Annotated in this window: 22 protein-coding genes; 13 read left to right on the top strand and 9 right to left on the bottom strand. The window is 54.7% G+C overall.

Annotated features, from left to right (window positions below):
* Positions 1 to 29 precede the first annotated feature (29 nt).
* The 3 genes from ACCI51_RS03305 (at position 30) to ACCI51_RS03295 (ending at position 2,706) form a co-directional block, all read left to right on the top strand.
* Positions 30 to 1,181: a PilT/PilU family type 4a pilus ATPase gene (locus tag ACCI51_RS03305; protein ID WP_299580547.1), complete on the top strand. Its 1,152-nt coding sequence runs from the start codon at positions 30 to 32 to the stop codon at positions 1,179 to 1,181.
* Between the two features lie 158 nt (positions 1,182 to 1,339).
* Positions 1,340 to 2,095: an SDR family oxidoreductase gene (locus tag ACCI51_RS03300; protein WP_371842591.1), complete on the top strand. Its 756-nt coding sequence runs from the start codon at positions 1,340 to 1,342 to the stop codon at positions 2,093 to 2,095.
* A gap of 11 nt (positions 2,096 to 2,106) precedes the next feature.
* Positions 2,107 to 2,706 carry a LysE family translocator gene (locus ACCI51_RS03295; protein ID WP_371842590.1) on the top strand — a complete coding sequence of 200 codons (600 nt, stop codon included), beginning with the start codon at positions 2,107 to 2,109 and terminating at the stop codon, positions 2,704 to 2,706.
* 12 nt (positions 2,707 to 2,718) lie between these two features.
* On the opposite strand, the gene ACCI51_RS03290 is transcribed toward ACCI51_RS03295, so the two are convergent.
* A complete protein-coding gene (locus tag ACCI51_RS03290; RefSeq protein ID WP_371842589.1) occupies positions 2,719 to 3,459 on the bottom strand; it encodes a LytR/AlgR family response regulator transcription factor in 741 nt (246 codons plus the stop codon).
* On the bottom strand, positions 3,456 to 4,613 hold the full coding sequence (locus ACCI51_RS03285) for a sensor histidine kinase (protein ID WP_371842588.1): 1,158 nt from the start codon (positions 4,611 to 4,613) through the stop codon (positions 3,456 to 3,458). The genes ACCI51_RS03290 and ACCI51_RS03285 overlap by 4 nt, the downstream gene beginning before the upstream one ends.
* Before the next feature lie 89 nt (positions 4,614 to 4,702).
* Here ACCI51_RS03285 and argH point away from each other — a divergent pair, with 89 nt between their 5' ends.
* A complete protein-coding gene (argH, locus tag ACCI51_RS03280) occupies positions 4,703 to 6,127 on the top strand; it encodes an argininosuccinate lyase (RefSeq protein ID WP_371842587.1) in 1,425 nt (474 codons plus the stop codon).
* Between the two features lie 49 nt (positions 6,128 to 6,176).
* Here the strand turns inward: argH and ACCI51_RS03275 are convergent, their stop codons facing one another.
* Positions 6,177 to 7,076: an alpha/beta hydrolase gene (locus tag ACCI51_RS03275; RefSeq protein ID WP_371842586.1), complete on the bottom strand. Its 900-nt coding sequence runs from the start codon at positions 7,074 to 7,076 to the stop codon at positions 6,177 to 6,179.
* A gap of 50 nt (positions 7,077 to 7,126) precedes the next feature.
* On the bottom strand, positions 7,127 to 7,453 hold the full coding sequence (cyaY, locus tag ACCI51_RS03270; RefSeq protein ID WP_299580526.1) for an iron donor protein CyaY: 327 nt from the start codon (positions 7,451 to 7,453) through the stop codon (positions 7,127 to 7,129).
* 106 nt (positions 7,454 to 7,559) lie between these two features.
* Here cyaY and lptM point away from each other — a divergent pair, with 106 nt between their 5' ends.
* From lptM to ACCI51_RS03250, 4 genes are all read left to right on the top strand, one after another.
* Entirely contained in the window at positions 7,560 to 7,862 is a 303-nt protein-coding gene (lptM, locus tag ACCI51_RS03265) for an LPS translocon maturation chaperone LptM (RefSeq protein WP_371842585.1), read from the top strand.
* Positions 7,859 to 9,112, top strand: a complete 1,254-nt coding sequence (gene lysA / locus ACCI51_RS03260) for a diaminopimelate decarboxylase (protein WP_371842584.1) — start codon at positions 7,859 to 7,861, stop codon at positions 9,110 to 9,112. Before lptM ends, lysA begins: the two co-directional genes overlap by 4 nt.
* Before the next feature lie 154 nt (positions 9,113 to 9,266).
* Entirely contained in the window at positions 9,267 to 10,097 is an 831-nt protein-coding gene (gene dapF, locus ACCI51_RS03255; protein ID WP_371842583.1) for a diaminopimelate epimerase, read from the top strand.
* Positions 10,098 to 10,221: 124 nt separating this feature from the next.
* A complete protein-coding gene (locus ACCI51_RS03250; RefSeq protein WP_299580514.1) occupies positions 10,222 to 10,959 on the top strand; it encodes a DUF484 family protein in 738 nt (245 codons plus the stop codon).
* Positions 10,960 to 11,063: 104 nt separating this feature from the next.
* Here ACCI51_RS03250 and ACCI51_RS03245 read toward each other — a convergent pair whose 3' ends face one another.
* The 5 genes from ACCI51_RS03245 to ACCI51_RS03225 all read right to left on the bottom strand — a co-directional run bounded on the left by ACCI51_RS03245 (position 11,064) and on the right by ACCI51_RS03225 (position 14,540).
* Entirely contained in the window at positions 11,064 to 11,288 is a 225-nt protein-coding gene (locus ACCI51_RS03245) for a hypothetical protein (RefSeq protein ID WP_299580511.1), read from the bottom strand.
* Between the two features lie 374 nt (positions 11,289 to 11,662).
* Positions 11,663 to 12,001 carry a P-II family nitrogen regulator gene (locus ACCI51_RS03240; RefSeq protein ID WP_299580508.1) on the bottom strand — a complete coding sequence of 113 codons (339 nt, stop codon included), beginning with the start codon at positions 11,999 to 12,001 and terminating at the stop codon, positions 11,663 to 11,665.
* An 85-nt stretch (positions 12,002 to 12,086) separates the two neighbouring features.
* Positions 12,087 to 13,346: an ammonium transporter gene (locus tag ACCI51_RS03235; RefSeq protein ID WP_371842582.1), complete on the bottom strand. Its 1,260-nt coding sequence runs from the start codon at positions 13,344 to 13,346 to the stop codon at positions 12,087 to 12,089.
* A 54-nt stretch (positions 13,347 to 13,400) separates the two neighbouring features.
* Positions 13,401 to 13,739: a P-II family nitrogen regulator gene (locus ACCI51_RS03230; protein WP_299580501.1), complete on the bottom strand. Its 339-nt coding sequence runs from the start codon at positions 13,737 to 13,739 to the stop codon at positions 13,401 to 13,403.
* Positions 13,740 to 13,784: 45 nt separating this feature from the next.
* Positions 13,785 to 14,540 (bottom strand): TorF family putative porin, encoded by a 756-nt coding sequence (locus ACCI51_RS03225; RefSeq protein ID WP_299580498.1) that lies wholly within the window; start codon positions 14,538 to 14,540, stop codon positions 13,785 to 13,787.
* A 420-nt stretch (positions 14,541 to 14,960) separates the two neighbouring features.
* Here ACCI51_RS03225 and ACCI51_RS03220 point away from each other — a divergent pair, with 420 nt between their 5' ends.
* The 5 genes from ACCI51_RS03220 (at position 14,961) to ACCI51_RS03200 (ending at position 17,804) form a co-directional block, all read left to right on the top strand.
* The gene (locus ACCI51_RS03220; RefSeq protein WP_299580495.1) at positions 14,961 to 15,203 is read left to right on the top strand and encodes an accessory factor UbiK family protein; all 243 of its coding nucleotides are present in this window, start codon (positions 14,961 to 14,963) and stop codon (positions 15,201 to 15,203) included.
* A gap of 33 nt (positions 15,204 to 15,236) precedes the next feature.
* Positions 15,237 to 16,733 (top strand): YifB family Mg chelatase-like AAA ATPase, encoded by a 1,497-nt coding sequence (locus ACCI51_RS03215; RefSeq protein ID WP_371842581.1) that lies wholly within the window; start codon positions 15,237 to 15,239, stop codon positions 16,731 to 16,733.
* A 138-nt stretch (positions 16,734 to 16,871) separates the two neighbouring features.
* On the top strand, positions 16,872 to 17,159 hold the full coding sequence (locus ACCI51_RS03210; protein WP_371842580.1) for a putative quinol monooxygenase: 288 nt from the start codon (positions 16,872 to 16,874) through the stop codon (positions 17,157 to 17,159).
* A gap of 7 nt (positions 17,160 to 17,166) precedes the next feature.
* The gene (locus ACCI51_RS03205; protein ID WP_371842579.1) at positions 17,167 to 17,610 is read left to right on the top strand and encodes a MarR family winged helix-turn-helix transcriptional regulator; all 444 of its coding nucleotides are present in this window, start codon (positions 17,167 to 17,169) and stop codon (positions 17,608 to 17,610) included.
* Positions 17,607 to 17,804, top strand: coding sequence for a hypothetical protein (locus tag ACCI51_RS03200; protein ID WP_299580443.1), 198 nt, complete (start codon positions 17,607 to 17,609; stop codon positions 17,802 to 17,804). Before ACCI51_RS03205 ends, ACCI51_RS03200 begins: the two co-directional genes overlap by 4 nt.
* The last annotated feature ends 8 nt before the right edge of the window (positions 17,805 to 17,812 follow it).

Here is a 17,812-nt window from a genome sequence, read left to right as displayed (position 1 = left end):
CCTGTCAAAAATAATACGCGGTAAACACCATGGAAATTGAAAGACTTCTACAGCTGGTTGTAGAGAAAGGCGCTTCGGATCTGTTTATCACCGCCGGCGTACCGCCTTCGATCAAATTGCACGGCCGCGTTGTGCCTTGCAGCAGTACGGCCCTCAGCCCGGACAAGGCGCGCGAGCTGGTGGTGGGCACCATGAACGAGAAACAGCGCCGCGAGTTCGCTGAAAAAAAAGAACTGAACTTCGCCATTGCTGTGCGCAATGTCGGTCGCTTTCGGGTATCCGCTTTTTTCCAGCGCAACCTGGTGGGCATGGTATTGCGCCGTATCGAAACTAAAATTCCCACCATCGACGGCCTCGGCCTACCGGATGTGCTCAAAGACCTAGCTATGACCAAGCGCGGGCTGATCATTTTTGTAGGTGCCACCGGTACCGGTAAGTCCACCTCGCTGGCATCCATGATTGGGCACCGCAACGAAAATACCAAGGGCCACATCATTACTATCGAGGACCCGATCGAATTTATCCACCAGCACCGCGGCTGCATTGTGACTCAGCGCGAGGTTGGCCTGGATACCGACTCCTTCGAGATCGCCCTGAAAAATACCCTGCGCCAGGCACCGGACGTGATTCTGATCGGTGAGGTGCGCTCCCGTGAAACGATGGAACACGCCATCGCCTTTGCCGAAACCGGCCATTTGTGTCTGTGCACTCTGCACGCCAACAACGCCAACCAGGCTATCGACCGTATCATTCACTTCTTCCCAGCCGACCGCCATCAACAGCTGTTTATGGACCTGTCGCTGAACCTCAAGGCCATGGTCGCCCAGCAGCTGGTACCCACACCGGATGGCGATGGCCGTCGCGCCTGTCTGGAAGTAATGATCAACACCCCACTGATGTCGGATCTGGTGCGCAAAGGGCAGGTTCACCAGATGAAGGAGCTGATGAAACGCTCCGGCGAACAGGGCATGCAGACCTTCGATCAAGCCCTGTACGAACTCTACGATCGCGGCGAAATCACTTACGAGGACGCCCTCGCCCACGCCGACTCCGCCAACGACCTGCGCCTGATGATCAAGCTCAAATCTGAGTCCGATGCGGAATACCTAAATAGCGCTGCCGGCGAGTTGAGCTTGCAGAACGATTCGGAGTACGGGGATGGTGGGCCGCAGCTGTATTAAAGCCCATTAAGTCCAGTCTCATTCAAGGGCACTGGCAGCGCTAGTGCTGCCAGTGCCCTTCCGCATTTTTCGAAAAACACCCCCATTCTTCAATAACATCAGCAAAACCCTATATATCCCCTCTGTTCCCGATAGTTTTCCCCTTCAGGAGTTAAAAAGTGCCCGTTAAAAATAATATTGCTCTAGTCACCGGCGGAAGCCGTGGAATCGGTGTCGCAACGGCGCGATTACTTGCTCAGCAGGGATACCACATCGCTATCAGTTATCGGGAGAGAAAAGACTCGGCCGAAAGTCTGCTGAATGAACTCAAAGCCTTAGGTCATAAGGCGATCGCTGTACGCGCTGATATTTCCTCAGAAACCGATATCACGCATTTATTTAATGAAGTAGATCGGCAACTCGGCCCCCTGCAATATCTGGTGAACAATGCCGCAATCCTTAAACCACAAATGCGCGTTGAGGCAATGGAGGCGGAGCGAATCAACCAGGTTCTTCGCACAAATGTCACCGGTACGATTCTCTGCTGCCGCGAAGCTATAAAAAGAATGTCGACCAAACATGGCGGCGGTGGCGGAGTCATTGTCAATATCTCATCTGCCGCCAGCCGCTGGGGGGCACCCAACGAATATATTGACTACGCAGCGAGTAAAGGGGCCGTAGACACCCTGACTATTGGCCTAAGCCAGGAGCTTGCCCGCGAGGGAATCCGGGTAAATGGGGTACGTCCAGGTTTTATCTATACAGAAATGCATAAGGATGGCGGGGAGCCAGACAGGGTGGAGCGATTAAAATCGGCAATTCCCCTCGGCCGAGGCGGTCAGCCAGAAGAGGTCGCTGCAGCAGTAGCCTGGTTACTGAGTCATGAATCGGCATTCACTACCGGCTCATTTATTGATGTTGCAGGTGGGAAATAGGATAGCGATTTATGTTTGAAGCACTGTTTTCCCTGATTGCAGCCACGGGTCTGTTACTCGGCTCTCCCGGTCCTGCACCACTTGCACTGGCAGCTTCGGGAGCGACCTTTGGAGTGAAAAAGAGCACCGGTTTTCTTGTTGGTATTCTACTCGGGCTGTGCGTAGCGATTGTCGGTGCCACTGCCGGGGTAGCGGCGCTGTATTCTGCCTGGCCCGAGGCCCGTTTGGCAGTGCAGATATGTGGCGCGCTTTATATTGGTTACATCGCCATCAAAATTGCCACAGCCTCGGTATTGGATCGAGACCAATCGACAGCTGCCCGACCACCATCCCTTCTGGATGGATTTATTTTTAATCTGCTCAACCCAAAAGCCTATGCCGCTTTTTTAGCGATCTTTTCCCAGTTTCTGTTACCTATTGAGGAGAGTGGTTTCAGCTATGTCGCCACAGGGTTGGTCTGCTTAGTAGTCGCTGCCGTGGTGGATTTTACCTGGCTATGTCTGGGTGGCAGTCTACGGCCACTATTCCACAAACCAAAACAGGCGAGAGTGATCAGGGTGAGCTTTGCCCTATTGATGGTAGCTGCAGTACTGTTTGTTTTTCTGCGTTAAAAAACTGAATACTCAGCATATCTCTGTAATTAGTGCTTTTACGGAAGGCAGCATGCGCCGGCTTACCAGCGGCGCTTCTGCCACACCATCCAACTCTATCCGGTAATGACCACCATCCCTGCGTAGCCCGATAATATGCTCCGCTGCTACCAGAGCGCTACGGTGTACACGTACAAAACGCTCACCGAATTCACTTTCCAGCTCTTTTAGGGATTCGTCCAGGATCGTCTCACCAGCAAGGTGGTGGGCCACCACATATTTACTATCGGCAACCAGGCAGCGGATGGCATCCACTTCCAGTAATTCCACGCCCATGCGGCTCACCGCTTTAATACGACTGCGACCACAGGGCTCCCCGCCACCATTCACCAACTTCTGCTGGGGTTTGTTGAGACGCTGCACTTTGGCCAGGGCCTGGCTCAGCTGTTCGACACTGACTGGCTTTAGCAGGTAGCCAATCGCCGCCGTAGCGAAAGCCGGCAGGGCGAACTCATCGTGGGCGGTGCAGAAAATAATTGCCGGCGGACACTCGCGGGCGGAGAGTCGTTGCGCCAGCTCCAGGCCACTGCCTCCGGGCATTTCTATATCGAGCAACACCAGGTCCGGATCCAATATCTGTACCTGCAGCAACGCAGAATCGCTATCCGCAGCCTCACCCACCGGAGTGCAATAATCGATCGAGGACAACTGCCGTTGCAGTCGCGCGCGGGCCAGGGGTTCATCGTCGACAATCAGAACTCGTAACTGGGTCACTCCATCACCTCAGTGTGTCTATTGGAATTCACAGCCGTTTGTGTTGGCCGTTGGGCCAGCTCCTGGGGAGATAAGGGTAGCTGCAGGACCACCCGGTAGTGGTCGGCCTCCCGACAGGCGGTAAATTTGAAGCGATCACCGTAATAGGCAGCGAGGCGCTGGCGGATATTCTCTACGGCCATACCATTATTTTCCCTGCCGGGGCGCACATTTTCCTGCGGCAGGGGATTATCGATAATAATTCTCAGAGCACCACCCTCAACAGCGAGGCGCACTGTGATTTCCCCCCCTTCTCGCAGTTGTGCCACGCCGTGCAACACAGCATTCTCAAGCAGGGGCTGCAGCAACATACTGGGTACATAGATCTCCTCAAGTGAACCCGCCAACTGCCAACGCTGCCTGAGACGCTCCCCCAGGCGCAGCGCCTCGATTTCCAGGTAGCGCTGCGCCAGCTTTACCTCTTGCAGAAGGGGCACCAGCTTTGAATCGGCGAGACTGGCCCTAAACAGCACACACAAATCCTCCACCAGGCGCTCGGCGCGATGCGGGTCCACGGCGATCAGGCTGGCCAGACTGTTCATGCTATTAAATAGAAAATGTGGGCGGATACGCGACTGCAGTGCCTCAATACGCGCTCCCAACTCGGCCTGCTGCTGGTTGTACAGCTGCTGTTGCAGATAGGCGTAGCGCAATACAACCCCGGCACAGATAGCCCCCAGCAGGCAATCGCTCGCCAGGCCCCACCAATCGAAACCGCTCTGCAATAACAGGGCACGCAGATAGCGCTGGATGCCCATCACTACTCCCAATACCACCAGCACAACAATAAAACTGATGGCACCGGCAAATTTGTGCGGCAGCTGCGCCAAATAGGGACGCAATCGGCACAACACAGCGGCGCAGGGCAAAATCACCCACTGGATCACCAGGGACACCAGCCCCAAACGCTGCCAGCTAAATTCTCGCAATCCATCCAAAGCGAGTACCAATACCAGCGCCAATAGCTCCCCCATTAACACCAAGGCCGCCAGGGCCGTAACACTGCACAGGTCGGGGAGGAAGGCCAGCTGCGCTGAAAGCGCAGATTCCTTGCTACTGGGGTCAGATTTTCGAATTTTCTGCGATATAATGCCCGTCGGCCTGGGTAGTGACATGCAGTTGTTATTCTTGATTGTCCCTAAATGTGAAGCGCAAGATACCACCAAGCTCCCCGGCCTTTCACCTCACTGCAGCCAGGAAAACCATGAGCAACGACAAAGCCCCAACTGAATCCACCAGCAACCCGGCCGCCAAACTCTGGGGTGGCCGATTCAGCGAAGCCACCGATGCGTTCGTAGAGCGATTTACCGCCTCAGTTAACTTCGATCAGCGCATGGCATTAGAGGATATCCAGGGGTCCCTCGCCCATGCACAGATGCTGTCGGAAGTGGGCGTACTGAGCACCGACGAATATCACAGAATCGCCGACGGCCTGAAAGAGATCGCAGAAGAGATTCAAAACGGAGAGTTTCCCTGGTCGGTGCAATTGGAAGATGTGCACATGAATATCGAGGCGCGTCTGACCCAGCGCATCGGTGCCACCGGCAAGAAACTGCACACCGGCCGCTCCCGCAACGACCAAGTGGCGACCGATATTCGCCTGTGGTTGCGCGCTCGCATCGACCGCATCGGCGCCGAACTAACTCGCCTGCAGTCGGGCCTGGTGCAGCTGGCGGAGCGCGAGGCCGATACCATCATGCCCGGCTTCACCCACTTACAGAGCGCACAGCCGGTCACCTTTGGTCACCACCTGTTGGCTTGGAACGCCATGCTCACCAGGGATTACGAGCGCCTGATGGACTGCCGCAAGCGCGTTAACCGCTCACCTCTGGGCGCCGCCGCCCTGGCCGGCACCAGCTACCCGATCGATCGCGAGCGCACGGCGGAATTACTGGGTTTTGACGCGCCCACGGAAAATTCCCTGGACTCTGTGAGCGACCGGGATTTCGCTATTGAGTTTTGTGCCTTCGCCGCCCTGTTGCTCACCCACCTGTCCCGCGCCAGTGAGGAACTGGTGCTCTGGGCTTCAAGCCAGTTTGATTTTATCGACCTGCCGGATCGCTTCTGCACCGGCTCCTCGATCATGCCGCAAAAAAAGAACCCCGACGTGCCTGAGCTGGTGCGCGGTAAAACCGGCCGCGTCAACGGCCATTTGATCGCCCTGCTCACACTGATGAAGAGCCAACCGCTGGCCTACAACAAGGACAACCAGGAAGATAAAGAGCCATTGTTCGATGCCGCCGACACCGCCCTGGATTGCCTGCGCGCCTTTGCCGATATGGTGCCGGCGCTCAAGGCGAAAAAGGACAATATGTTGTCGGCGGCTGCCAAGGGCTTTTCCACCGCCACGGATCTGGCGGATTACCTAGTGCGCAAAGGCGTCGCCTTCCGCGATGCCCACGAGATCGTCGGCCAGTCGGTATCCTTTGCCATTGAGCAGGACAAAGACCTGTCCGAACTGAGCCTGGAGCAATTGCAGCAATTCTCCTCTGAAATTGGCGAGGATGTCTTTGAAGTACTCACCCTAGAAGGCTCAGTGGCCGCCCGCGATCATATCGGTGGCACCGCACCAAACCAGGTACGCGCCGCCTGTATCCAGGCGCGGGAGCAGATAGCCCAGCGCGCTTGAATCCACTGACACCGCACCGAGAAGCCCGGCCGGCCGCCTTATCACCGGGCTAATGCGCTTGCAAACATCCCTCGATCCACTGGCAAATGATGTGGAATACCCGCTCGCGCTCCACATCGTTATGGGCCTCATGCTTACTGTGCGAAAGAAGCTGCCAGTGAATAAAGGTGGGGTTACTGGCGGCGAACGCGCGGTTGGCCTCGATAGAGACCAGAGAATCGCACTGCCCCTGCAGGAGCAGGGTCGGCAGCCGCAATTCGCCACCATGGCCAAGAGCCCAGAGGCCCGCGCGATAACATGAACTCAGCATCTGCGCACTGATGACCCCATGTACGAGAGGATCGCGGCGGTAGTTATCCTCCACCGCCCCGAGATGGCTGAGTTGCTGCGGTGTTACGCCACTATTGAGAGGAAAAGCCGGGTAGAACTTACGGAGCAGGCCAATCGCAGTAATGACCAGTTTGGGAATTGGCCGGTAGAAGCGCAGGGCCGGCGCATTGAGAATTAGGCCGTTCAAACCCGTGCCCCCCTTCCTCAGCACATAATTCAGAGCAAAATTGCCGCCCATACTATGCCCATAGAGAAATAGGGGGAGGCCCCGCCACTCGCTGTGGATCAGAGCCAAAACCCCCTGGATATCCTCCAGCACATACTCGAGGCCTGGGATATGCCCGCGCCTCCCCTGCGACAAGCCGTGGCCTCGCAAATCGAAGGTGTACACCCCAAGATCCGCTCCCTGCAGGGCTCGTACGAGCGCTCCGTAGCGCCCCTGATGTTCGCCTAAACCGTGAACCAGGCACAGTACTGCCCGCACCCTGCCAGCGCAATAGCGCTGCCCCTGCAGACGCAGGCCATCGCGGGTATCGAGGAAAAAGGACTCAGGCACAGCCACTAACGGCGATTCCACTGATAATGGGGTATTCGACGCTCCGGACCTACACCAGGACATCAAGGGCTGCCGAGAAGATCGGCCGGTGAGATCGCCCTAACAACATAGAGTTATTGTGGCAGTCCCAGCTTGACCCGCTCACCCTGCTGCTCACTCAATACCCGATCGAGCAGCGTGGGCAGGTCCTCTCCCGTGGTGCTGCATTTCCAGCCGGGCGCGGTAAAAGAAAGATGGTAACCGCCGGATTTGGCCGCTACCCAGAGTTCGCTATTGGCTAACTGACGTGAGAGGATCACCTGACTGCCATTGTCCTCAAGGGTCAAAGTGAGTACGGCGCCGCTGCGCTCATAGTCGATATCCCAGTCGCAATCGTCCAGGGCATCTTCAATCACCATCAGGGTTTGCTCAATAGCCGCTTCATATTCCGTTTGGCTCATCTTTTATTACTTCTGTTACCGTTTACTGTGTTCGATCTATTGGCTCGCTATACTATCAGCCTTTTGCCGAACACCGCTCTGAAAGCCCGAGTGCAGGATTTCACCCATGCCGAAAAAAATGCTCCCTCCCTTTTTTGCCCTGCTCAGTGCAACAGCACTAGTGGTGGGCTGCGGCCAGAAGGGGCCGCTGTACCTGCCCCAGGCGCCGGCCGAACCCGCGCCGAGCATCACCACGGGCCCGCTTTCTACAGTGCCCACCAGCAGTACCGCGGTGGAACCCGATGAGCCGGAGCTTGCACCTGTTGGAGAGGTCGTGGCACCTGAGGGTTATTCCGAGCCACAGGATTACTCAGAACCAGAAGACTACCCGGAAGAGGGCTACCCAGAGGAGCAAGTACCGGAGAAATGAGCGAATTTAGCTATCGCCAAGGCAGCCTATGGGCGGAGCAGGTGCCATTGGAAGAAGTCGCCGAGCGCTTCGGAACCCCCACTTACGTGTACAGCCGCGCCCATTTTGAGCGCCAATATCGGGCCTATGCCGAGGCACTCGGCGATCATCCGGGCCTGATCTGTTACGCGGTCAAGGCCAACAGCAATCTGGGCATCCTGTCCCTGCTGGCCCAACTCGGCGCCGGCTTTGACATCGTCTCCGCTGGCGAACTGGAGAGGGTGCTGCTGGCGGGAGGAGACCCCGCCCGCATCGTATTCTCCGGCGTGGGTAAAACGGCGGAGGAGATCCGCCGCGGCCTGGAAGTTGGGGTGCACTGTTTCAATATCGAATCCGAAGCGGAAATGCGCCGTGTCGAGTGTGTGGCCGCAGAGTGCGAGACCGTTGCCCCGATCTCCCTGCGGGTCAATCCGGATGTGGACGCACAAACCCACCCCTATATTTCCACCGGCCTCAAAGAAAACAAATTCGGTATCGCCATCGATAACGCCCTGGAAGTCTATTCCTACGCGGCGAACTCGCCACACTTAAGAATCACTGGTGTGGATTGTCATATCGGCTCCCAGCTCACTGAAGTGGCGCCTTTCCTCGATGCCCTGGACCGATTGTTAGCTTTGGTGGATACCTTGAACGCCGAGGGTATCCAGCTGGAACACCTCGACCTCGGCGGTGGTCTCGGTGTGCGCTACCGGGGTGAAGAGCCGCCCGTCGTGGCGGACTACCTGAAAGCGGTGCTGGAGCGCATCGGCGAGCGTTCGCTCGGCCTAATACTGGAGCCGGGCCGCTCCATCGCCGCCAATGGCGGTGTTCTCCTGACGCGTGTTGAATACCTAAAACGCACCGAAGGACATAACTTCGCCATTGTCGATGCCGCCATGAATGACAATCTGCGCCCGGCCCTTTATCAAGCCTGGCAGGATATAGTTCCGGTCACACCGGACGACGGCGAAGACACACTTTGGGATATCGTTGGACCGGTTTGTGAAACCGGCGATTTCCTCGGTAAAAATCGCGCTCTGGCCCTGCGCGAGGGACAATTACTGGCCATGCTCTCCGTTGGCGCCTACGGCTTCACCATGAGCTCCAATTACAATAGCCGCCCGCGCGCAGCGGAGGTGCTGGTGGATGGGGAGAACACCTACTTGGTGCGCACCCGGGAAACTTTCGACGATCTAGTTCGGGGTGAGACCCCGGTGCCGGAAAAAGTCTGATTGTTTGTGCGAGGCTTGGCGCCTGTTCTATTTAACCTCCACACAAGGACCTTGCCGTCCGCAGATTGACCTATCTGCTTCGGTTGCAGACCGGGCCAATAGCGGGGTACAACCCTCGGATGGCCCACTCCATAAAAATCTATAGAGAAATGGAATGCGCGTTAAATTCAGCAAGATGCATGGGCTCGGCAATGACTTTGTAATGCTCGATGGCATCAGCCAAAGGCTCAAATTGTCCCCGGACAAAATTCGCCGTATCGCCGACCGCCGTATTGGTATCGGCTGTGATCAGGTATTACTTGTCGAGCCACCGCGCGAACCTGACGCGGACTTTCGGTATCGCATCTTCAACGCCGATGGTGGTGAGGTAGAGAACTGCGGCAACGGCGCGCGCTGTTTTGCCCGCTTCGTGCGCGAGCGCCGCCTGACCGGTAAAAAACGCCTCAACGTGGAAACCGCTGCAGGCATGTTGCAGCTCAACGTACTCGAGAATGACCAAGTCAGTGTGGATATGGGAGCCCCTGTTTTAGAGCCGGAGCAAATCCCTTTTGGCGCCGACCGCCGCGCCGAAAGCTATCCTCTGGAAGTCCATGAAGAGACTTACACCATTGGCGCCGTCTCCATGGGCAACCCCCACGCTGTACTTTTGGTCGACGATGTCCAGACCGCACCGGTAACAAGCATCGGACCCTCTATTGAGACCCATCCACGCTTTCCACAGAAGGTTAATGTGGGCTTCCTGCAAATCGACTCCCGCAGTCAGGCACAATTGCGGGTGTTCGAGCGCGGAGTGGGAGAAACCCTCGCCTGTGGTACCGGCGCCTGCGCGGCCATGGTCTATGCCCATCTGCGCGGCTTGGTAGATAATCAGGTAGAAATACACCTGCCCGGCGGCGCCCTGACAATCCACTGGAGTGGGCCGGGTCAGCCAGTTACTATGACGGGGCCCGCCATGACGGTTTTCCACGGGCAAATCATTATTTGAACCATTTCGCGGGCGGGCAGCGTTTTGCCCTTCTGAAAGATCCAAGCGCGTTCAATGGCACCGGGTCTCTCACCGACGGAACAAAAGATTCACCGCGCACCTGCGCCAATGTGAACAGAACAAGATGGAACACACAGACGCCAATCACAATTGCGAAGAGATTGTCGCCGGCAGCCACAGGGAAACCCAGCGCGATAACAAACTACTCGCGCGCCAGGTGGCCCGCTATCTGATGCAGAATCCGGATTTTTTTATCGAACGCATGGACCTGCTCGAAACCATCAAACTGCCACGGGAAAACGGCAAGACCGTGTCTCTGATGACACACCACACCAACCTGCTGCGCGAACGCAATATCGAGATGCGCCAGCGTCTCGACCAGCTGCTACACAACGCCCGCGACAACGACCAGTTGTTTCTCAACAGCCGCCGTCTGTTCCTGGCGTTGCTGGAGGCACAGACAGTGGGGGAAGCCGCTGCGGCGCTGTACACAAGCTTTAGTGACCACTTTAACGTGGAGTTCACTCGCCTGACCCTGTTCGGCCCCTTTCCGAGTTCGGCCGGCAGCCTCGGCGAAGTACACACCAGCACGCTCTCCACTGCGGAGACCGCCATTGGCGCCATACTGCGCAATGGGCGCCCGATATGTGGTGTTTTACGCCCTGGTGAAAAAGAATATCTTTTTGGGAACCACTGGCAGGATGTCGCTTCAGCAGCCATTATTCCCCTCGGCAATCAGCTCGGTATGCTCGCGGTTGGTTCCTCAGATCCACAATATTACCGATCCAGCCTAGGCACTCTATTCCTTTCCTACATCGGTGAGGTACTAGAACGCTTATTACCCAAACTACTGGATAGCTGAAACCAGCCGGCGCCTTTTGTGTGCGCATCGACGGACAGGTATAGACTCCCACAGAAAAATTTGCCGCCAGCCTGACAACAGGGGCGGCACAGTTCTGTACAGTACTAAATAGGGCGGCTGCCGTATTTAGGCTGTGGCTTGCGTGGGGGGTCGGCAGTGATCTCTGGATCAACTTCATTAATCGCCCCACCACTGGCGAGAAATTCCTCTACTTCAGTGCTCAGTTGGCTCCTGGCACGCTCGCGAGAGGTGATAGAGCGCTCTTCGGCAAATTCCTCGGAGTCCTTGCTGCGAGCGTTCTTACCCTGATCTTCATAACCATCTTTCATAGCAAAACCCTGTAACCCTTACTCCTGTTACAGAGGGAGTACCTCTGTGCCGCCCCTTCCCGCAGCGTCAATGAAATTGAAAGCCACCGGGGTGGCAATCTCCTACCGCATTAAAAGCGGCGATTAATATATAGGCACTTCCCATCTGGGCTGCCAGCAGCAGGCACCGAAGCCAGTAGAGTTTTTTGTGGATAGAAATCGAGGGAATATTGCAGTTTGTTATGGCGGGTTCCGCGACAGCCGGGGATTAGGCATTTCCCGTAGGAAACAAAGGGCAAGAAAAGTATAAGGGCTGGAGGAAGCTAAGGCCTCTTAAGAGGCCTTAGCACGCGATGGATATCAAATATATTGGCACCAATGCTTTCGGGTAAAGATTAAACCGCCTCGCTGCCGGTTTCCCCGGTGCGAATACGGATCACTTCCTCCAGAGCGGTAATAAAGATTTTGCCATCGCCGATTTTGCCGGTCTGTGCCGCCTTGGTGATCGCCTCCACCGCGGCATCTACCATGTCGTCATCGACGGCCAATTCCAGTTTGACCTTAGGCAGGAAATCCACCACATACTCAGCGCCGCGATAGAGCTCGGTATGACCCTTCTGGCGACCAAAGCCTTTCACTTCTGTCACCGTCATCCCCTGAACCCCGACCTCGGAGAGGGCGGTGCGCACATCATCCAATTTGAAGGGCTTCACTACGGCCGTTATTAATTTCATCTTGTATCTTTCCCCTGATTTATCTTCTTTGCGGGAACCTCAATCGAGCGACCGCCCCTTGCGGGGCAGCGCCATTGCAGAGCGGTTACTTGCTCATAAATTCCGGGTAAGCTTCCATTCCACACTCGGCCAAGTCAACACCCTCCATCTCTTCGTCCTCACTGACGCGGATACCGGTGACCAGCTTAAGCAGATACCAAACCGCCAGGGAGCTTACAAAAACCCAGAGGAAGATTGTCAGCGCACCAACCAACTGACCCACAAGGCTGGATTCCTCATTGGTAAGAGGCACCAACAGCAGGCCAAGCAAGCCGACCACTCCGTGCACGGAGATGGCACCAACCGGGTCATCGATTTTGAGTTTGTCGAGAGTGATGATGGAGAAGACCACCAGGACGCCGGCAAACATTCCAAATACCGTAGCTTGCAGCGCGGTGGGCGTAGAGGGCTCAGCAGTGATTGCCACCAATCCGGCCAGGGCGCCATTTAACAACATAGTGAGGTCGGCTTTGCCAAACAGTAAACGTGCGGTAACCAATGCGGCGATAGCACCACCGGCTGCAGCGGCATTGGTATTCACAAACACCATAGCCACAGAATGCGCACTGGCCGCATCGCCCAACTTCAAGACTGAACCACCGTTAAAACCGAACCAACCCATCCACAGGATAAACGTGCCGAGGGTTGCCAGTGGCAGGTTCGCGCCGGGAATCGCATAAACCTGGCCATTGTTACCGTATTTACCTTTACGCGCTCCCAGCAGCAGCACACCCGCCAGGGCGGCGGCGGCACCGGCCATATGCACAATGCCGGAACCGGCAAAGTCGGAGAAACCGAGATCACCCAAGTTATACAACCCGAAAACTTCTTTGCCACCCCAGGTCCAAGAGCCTTCCAGCGGATAGATAAAACCGGTGAGCACAACGGCAAATGCCAGGAAGCTCCACAGCTTCATACGCTCAGCCACGGCACCGGATACAATAGACATAGCGGTGGCCACAAACACCACTTGGAAGAAAAAGTCTGAGGCTCCAGAATATACGGAATCACCATCGAAACCATTTTTGCTGGAATCTGCCAGGACACCGTCAAGGCTAAATGCCTCGATACCGGATAACATCCAGCTGCCATCGTACATAATGGCGTAGCCGGTGAAGAGATACATAATGCTCGCGATGGCAAACAGCGCAACATTTTTTGTAAGGATTTCTGTGGTGTTTTTAGAGCGCACCAGACCGGCTTCCAGCATGGCGAAACCCGCAGCCATCCACATCACCAGCGCACCGCTCATCAGGAAATAAAAGGTATCAATTGCATATTGCAATTGAAATATCTGGTTTTCCATTTTTCTCTCCGTTCGGTCAGAATATTTTTGAAATTATATTGGTTTACGATTTATTCAGAGCGCATCACTGCCGGTTTCACCCGTGCGTATACGCACCACTTGTTCCAGGTTCGCGACAAATATTTTTCCATCGCCAATTTTTCCACTGTGCGCACTGGCACCCAGTGATTCCAAAACGGTATCCACTTGCCCATCTTCCACAGCAATTTGCAGCATGGTTTTCGGCAGGAAGTCCACTACATATTCAGCGCCTCGATACAGCTCGGTATGCCCTTTCTGCCGACCAAATCCTTTGACTTCTGTGACGGTAACACCACTCACTCCCACTTCCCGCAGGGCATCACGTACAGCATCTAATTTAAAAGGCTTGATAATTGCGGTGATTAATTTCATGGCTCCCCCCAAAAAAATGCCCGCGAATTATCGCGGGCGTATTCATTACCAAGTGTAAGTAGCACCGACTAATAAAGTGGGCTCACACCAGTCGGTATCAAAGCACTCCTCTTTACTCACATCCGTGCCAACAAATGCAGCACTGAGATTTAAACCACCAAAGTCTCTGTGTAGGGTTGCGGAGTAATCAACATAAGCATCATCTTCGTGCAAGAATTCGTTATATTCTTCGAAATAATTGAAACCAACATGTAAATCCAAACTGATAGCCGCGGGCAGAGAAAAACTGTAATCCGCATAGGGGTAATAAAATTGTCCACTTTGTGCCCAGTAATCCTTGGCATAAGCGAATCCAAGCGTCAGGTCGGAAATACTGAGGCTACCGTAGAGTTCCCAGTAGTCCTCATCCTGATTGCTACCGTGATAGGCATAATAGATATAGCCCACGTCATAGCTAATGGAGTCATTGATTTCTGCCGTGTAGCCACCATAAAAATCCTGCTCGTAATCGGTTTCATCTTTACCGTAAGCAAAATCCACTTGTGAGGCCCAGGTACCAACGTAAAAGCCATTGCCAAAATCCAGATCTATACCACCTTGAATAGCGGGGTTTCTATCCTTTTGGGAGATTCCCCGAAATCGGTAATCGGAAACCATACCCAAATTAGCGCTGAAGCTGATATCCGTCTTTTCTGCACTGCTGGCAGAGGTATTTTCTTCGGCGATTGATAGATTGGCAGTACCCAACGCCAGTAAAGCGCCAGCGAAAACAGTGGCAATTTTATGCTTTTTAACTTCCACCTTATTTCTCCTAAATTTCTATAGGCTTTATTTCAAGAGCTATGGCGCCGCCTGCAATCGGTCCTGCACTGTCGGGTATGACAGAGGGTCTCTTGCGTCTTGTGAACCGCTACTTTCCCAGACTCCCAGTGATCGTTAATGGCACACCTCCCCTTTCACTGCAGGGTTAATGCCAAAACGGCAATACTTAGTAAAATCAATACGTTATTAAGGAGTAAGAAAACCGGAATAAATACGAACAAGGCACCCGTAATGTCTCACGCACCAAGATGGAACTATTTATCTTCACATGCACAGAAGTGGGGAATCCCTGCAGAGGCAAAGATCAGAATAGTGCACAAAGAGTTATCTTTTGCGACCAAATGGGGTGGGTTACAATCTGATGCCAATAGATAATATTTTTATAGTAAGGAGTTGCCCGTGGCTGCGGACAAATTGCAACAGCTGCTAAAAGAGCTGCAACAACAGGGCACGGTGGTCACTAACGACCTGCGCAGTGCACTAGAGGTGTCCCTGGACAAATTACCCCTGGTCTCCCAGCGAGAATTTGACACTCAGGTGGAGATTCTCAGACGCACCAGGGAGAAGCTGGCACGTTTGGAGGACAAGGTGGAAATACTCGAGCAGGCACTCGCACAAAGGGAGCGCAAGTCCGAAGACTAATTGCCCTGAAGCCGCCACATCAAGGATGACAATGTGAGCCTTTCAGTTACCTATACACGCGCGCAACTCGGTGTCAGTGCCCCACTGGTCACCGTTGAGACCCACTTGGCCAATGGGCTACCTGCCTTTCATATCGTCGGCCTGCCAGAGGCCGCCGTCCGCGAGAGCCGCGACAGGGTGCGCAGCGCCCTGGTCAACAGCCACTTTGAATTCCCCCAGCGCCGTATCACCGTCAATCTCGCACCCGCCGACTTGCCCAAGGAGGGGGGGCGCTACGATCTCGCTATCGCCATTGGCATACTAACGGCCTCTGGACAGGTTCCTACTGGCCCTCTGGATCGCTATGAGTTTCTTGGGGAACTGGCACTTACCGGTGCACTGCGCCAAGTCAGTGGTGCACTTCCCGCAGCCATCGCCAGCGCTGCTGCAAAGCGTAAATTAGTTGTCCCCAGAGAGAACGGCAGCGAGGCCGCACTGGCCGGCAGCGAAGTCGGTAGTGCCAAATCACTACTGGAGGTATGCGCAGAATTGCACGGCAGAGAAAAACTGCCCCGCGCCGAACAACAGGCCGAGCAAGCAATCACTTACTGTGCAGACCTTGCAGATGTGCGCGGTCAACTCAAGGCGAGACGCGCCCTAGAAGTGGCTGCCGCGGGTGGCCACAACCTGTTATTTTACGGCCCGCCGGGAACGGGAAAGACTATGCTGGCGAGCCGCCTGCCCGGCATCTTGCCGGCACTAACCACCAGCGAATCGATAGAAGTTGCCGCAGTCTACTCCAGTGCCGGTTTGCCCCACCAGCGTCAAAGGCCATTCCGCGCACCGCATCACAGCGCCTCCCCGACCGCCTTGGTCGGCGGCGGCAGCACCCCCCGCCCCGGAGAAATCTCGCTGGCCCACCGCGGCGTATTATTCCTGGATGAGATGCCTGAGTTTCCACGTCACGCCCTGGAAATATTGCGTGAGCCTTTAGAAAATGGTGAAGTACGCATTTCCCGCGCACGCGCCCAGGTCACCTTCCCCGCACGCTTCCAACTGGTGGCCGCTATGAACCCCTGCCCCTGTGGCTATCTGGGAGAACCACGCTGTCGCTGCACACCGGATCAGATAGACCGCTATCGCAACAAGTTGTCCGGACCATTATTAGACCGCATCGATATGCAGGTGGAAGTTGGCGCAATGAGCGCGGTGCAACTGCAGGACACGCCTGCCGGCGAATCATCCGAGTTCGTAAGAGAGAGAGTCTGCGGCGCCCGGCAACAACAGATGCAAAGACAGGGCACAATCAATAGCCTGCTTAAAGGCGTCGAACTTGAGAAATACTGTGTACTAGGCGACAGGGAAAAACTTCTTCTACGGCAATCCGCAGAAAAGCTAGGGCTCTCCGCACGCAGCTACCACCGGGTACTCAAAGTGGCACGCACCCTCGCGGACCTAGCCAAATTGGAAAAGATTGGCACCGCGCAGATAGCCGAGGCTTTGGCCTACCGCAATCTCGACAGACGCCAGGCCGCTATCCCCACCCTCTAAGGTGAATTGCTAAAGCCATTCACCGCTAGTAAGGGCCTGCCCCCGTCTGCCTGAGTAGCTCTTTATGCATTAAGTCATTGACGCTTCAAAATATTTAGTTACCATGGTAATTAACATTAAGCTTACTGCGAAATAGCCATGAATAGCCATCTTTTCATCTTTGCCAGGATTTCACCTAAGCCTGAGTGCTTCGACAAAGCGAAACAAGCCATCCTTTCCATCGTTCCCGACACTTTAGAAGAAGAGGGTTGCCTCCAGTTTGTTGTACACGAGAATAGTACGAGCTTGCTTTTATACGAGGAGTGGCGCAGTCAGGAGGATCTCGACAAGCATTATGCTATGCCCTATATCACACCGATCTTCGAAGCCTATAAAGAATGGCTAATAGGGCCTGTAGAGATCAACAAATTACAGAAACTGGTGTAGCTCCCCTATGTTTTTTCTTAAAGAGTTACCCACACAACAGATGGTCGCGGGGTACGCAAAGACGTTCTCTGTAAAGGACCCCAACACCGTTCAGAATGCCCTGACCATGATGCGAGATGCGAGCCTGTTACTTCGGTCGCTTGAGAGCTATTTTACCGAGCACGCCACTTCCCAGCTGCGTTTCCTGGTAATGATCGTTATCGACCGGGAGCCAGAAAGGGATAGTTTACTGGCTTCTGAGATTGCGGAGCGTATCGATGTTTCCCGGCCGGTGATGACACGCACCCTGAAAAGTATGCTAGAGGATGGGCTTATTACCATGGAAGCAGATTCCAGTGATGGCCGGGCCAAATGTGTAGCTATCAGTAAAGACGGGAAGAAATTTTTAAAGCAAATATTGCCAGGATACTTCCAGACAATATCCAGTTTTATGAAGGATCTAAAACAATGAAGAAACCAATACTGCACGCCCTGTGTATATGGGCACTGGTCTACCCAATTGTCACTCTATTACTACTGGCGATACAGGCACTGGGACTACAAATTGCAGTCGGCTTCAAAGCCCTGATAATGACTGCAATTCTGGTACCTTTAATGTATTTTTATCTTGTGCCAAAGGTACATCAGTTTTTGGCCCGCTGGTAATTCAGCCA

Source organism: Microbulbifer echini, from assembly GCF_041447225.1.
Taxonomy (GTDB): Bacteria; Pseudomonadota; Gammaproteobacteria; order Pseudomonadales; family Cellvibrionaceae; genus Microbulbifer; species Microbulbifer echini.
The sequence above is the reverse complement of the archived record's forward strand: the minus strand, read 5'-3'. Positions and strand labels throughout refer to the sequence as shown.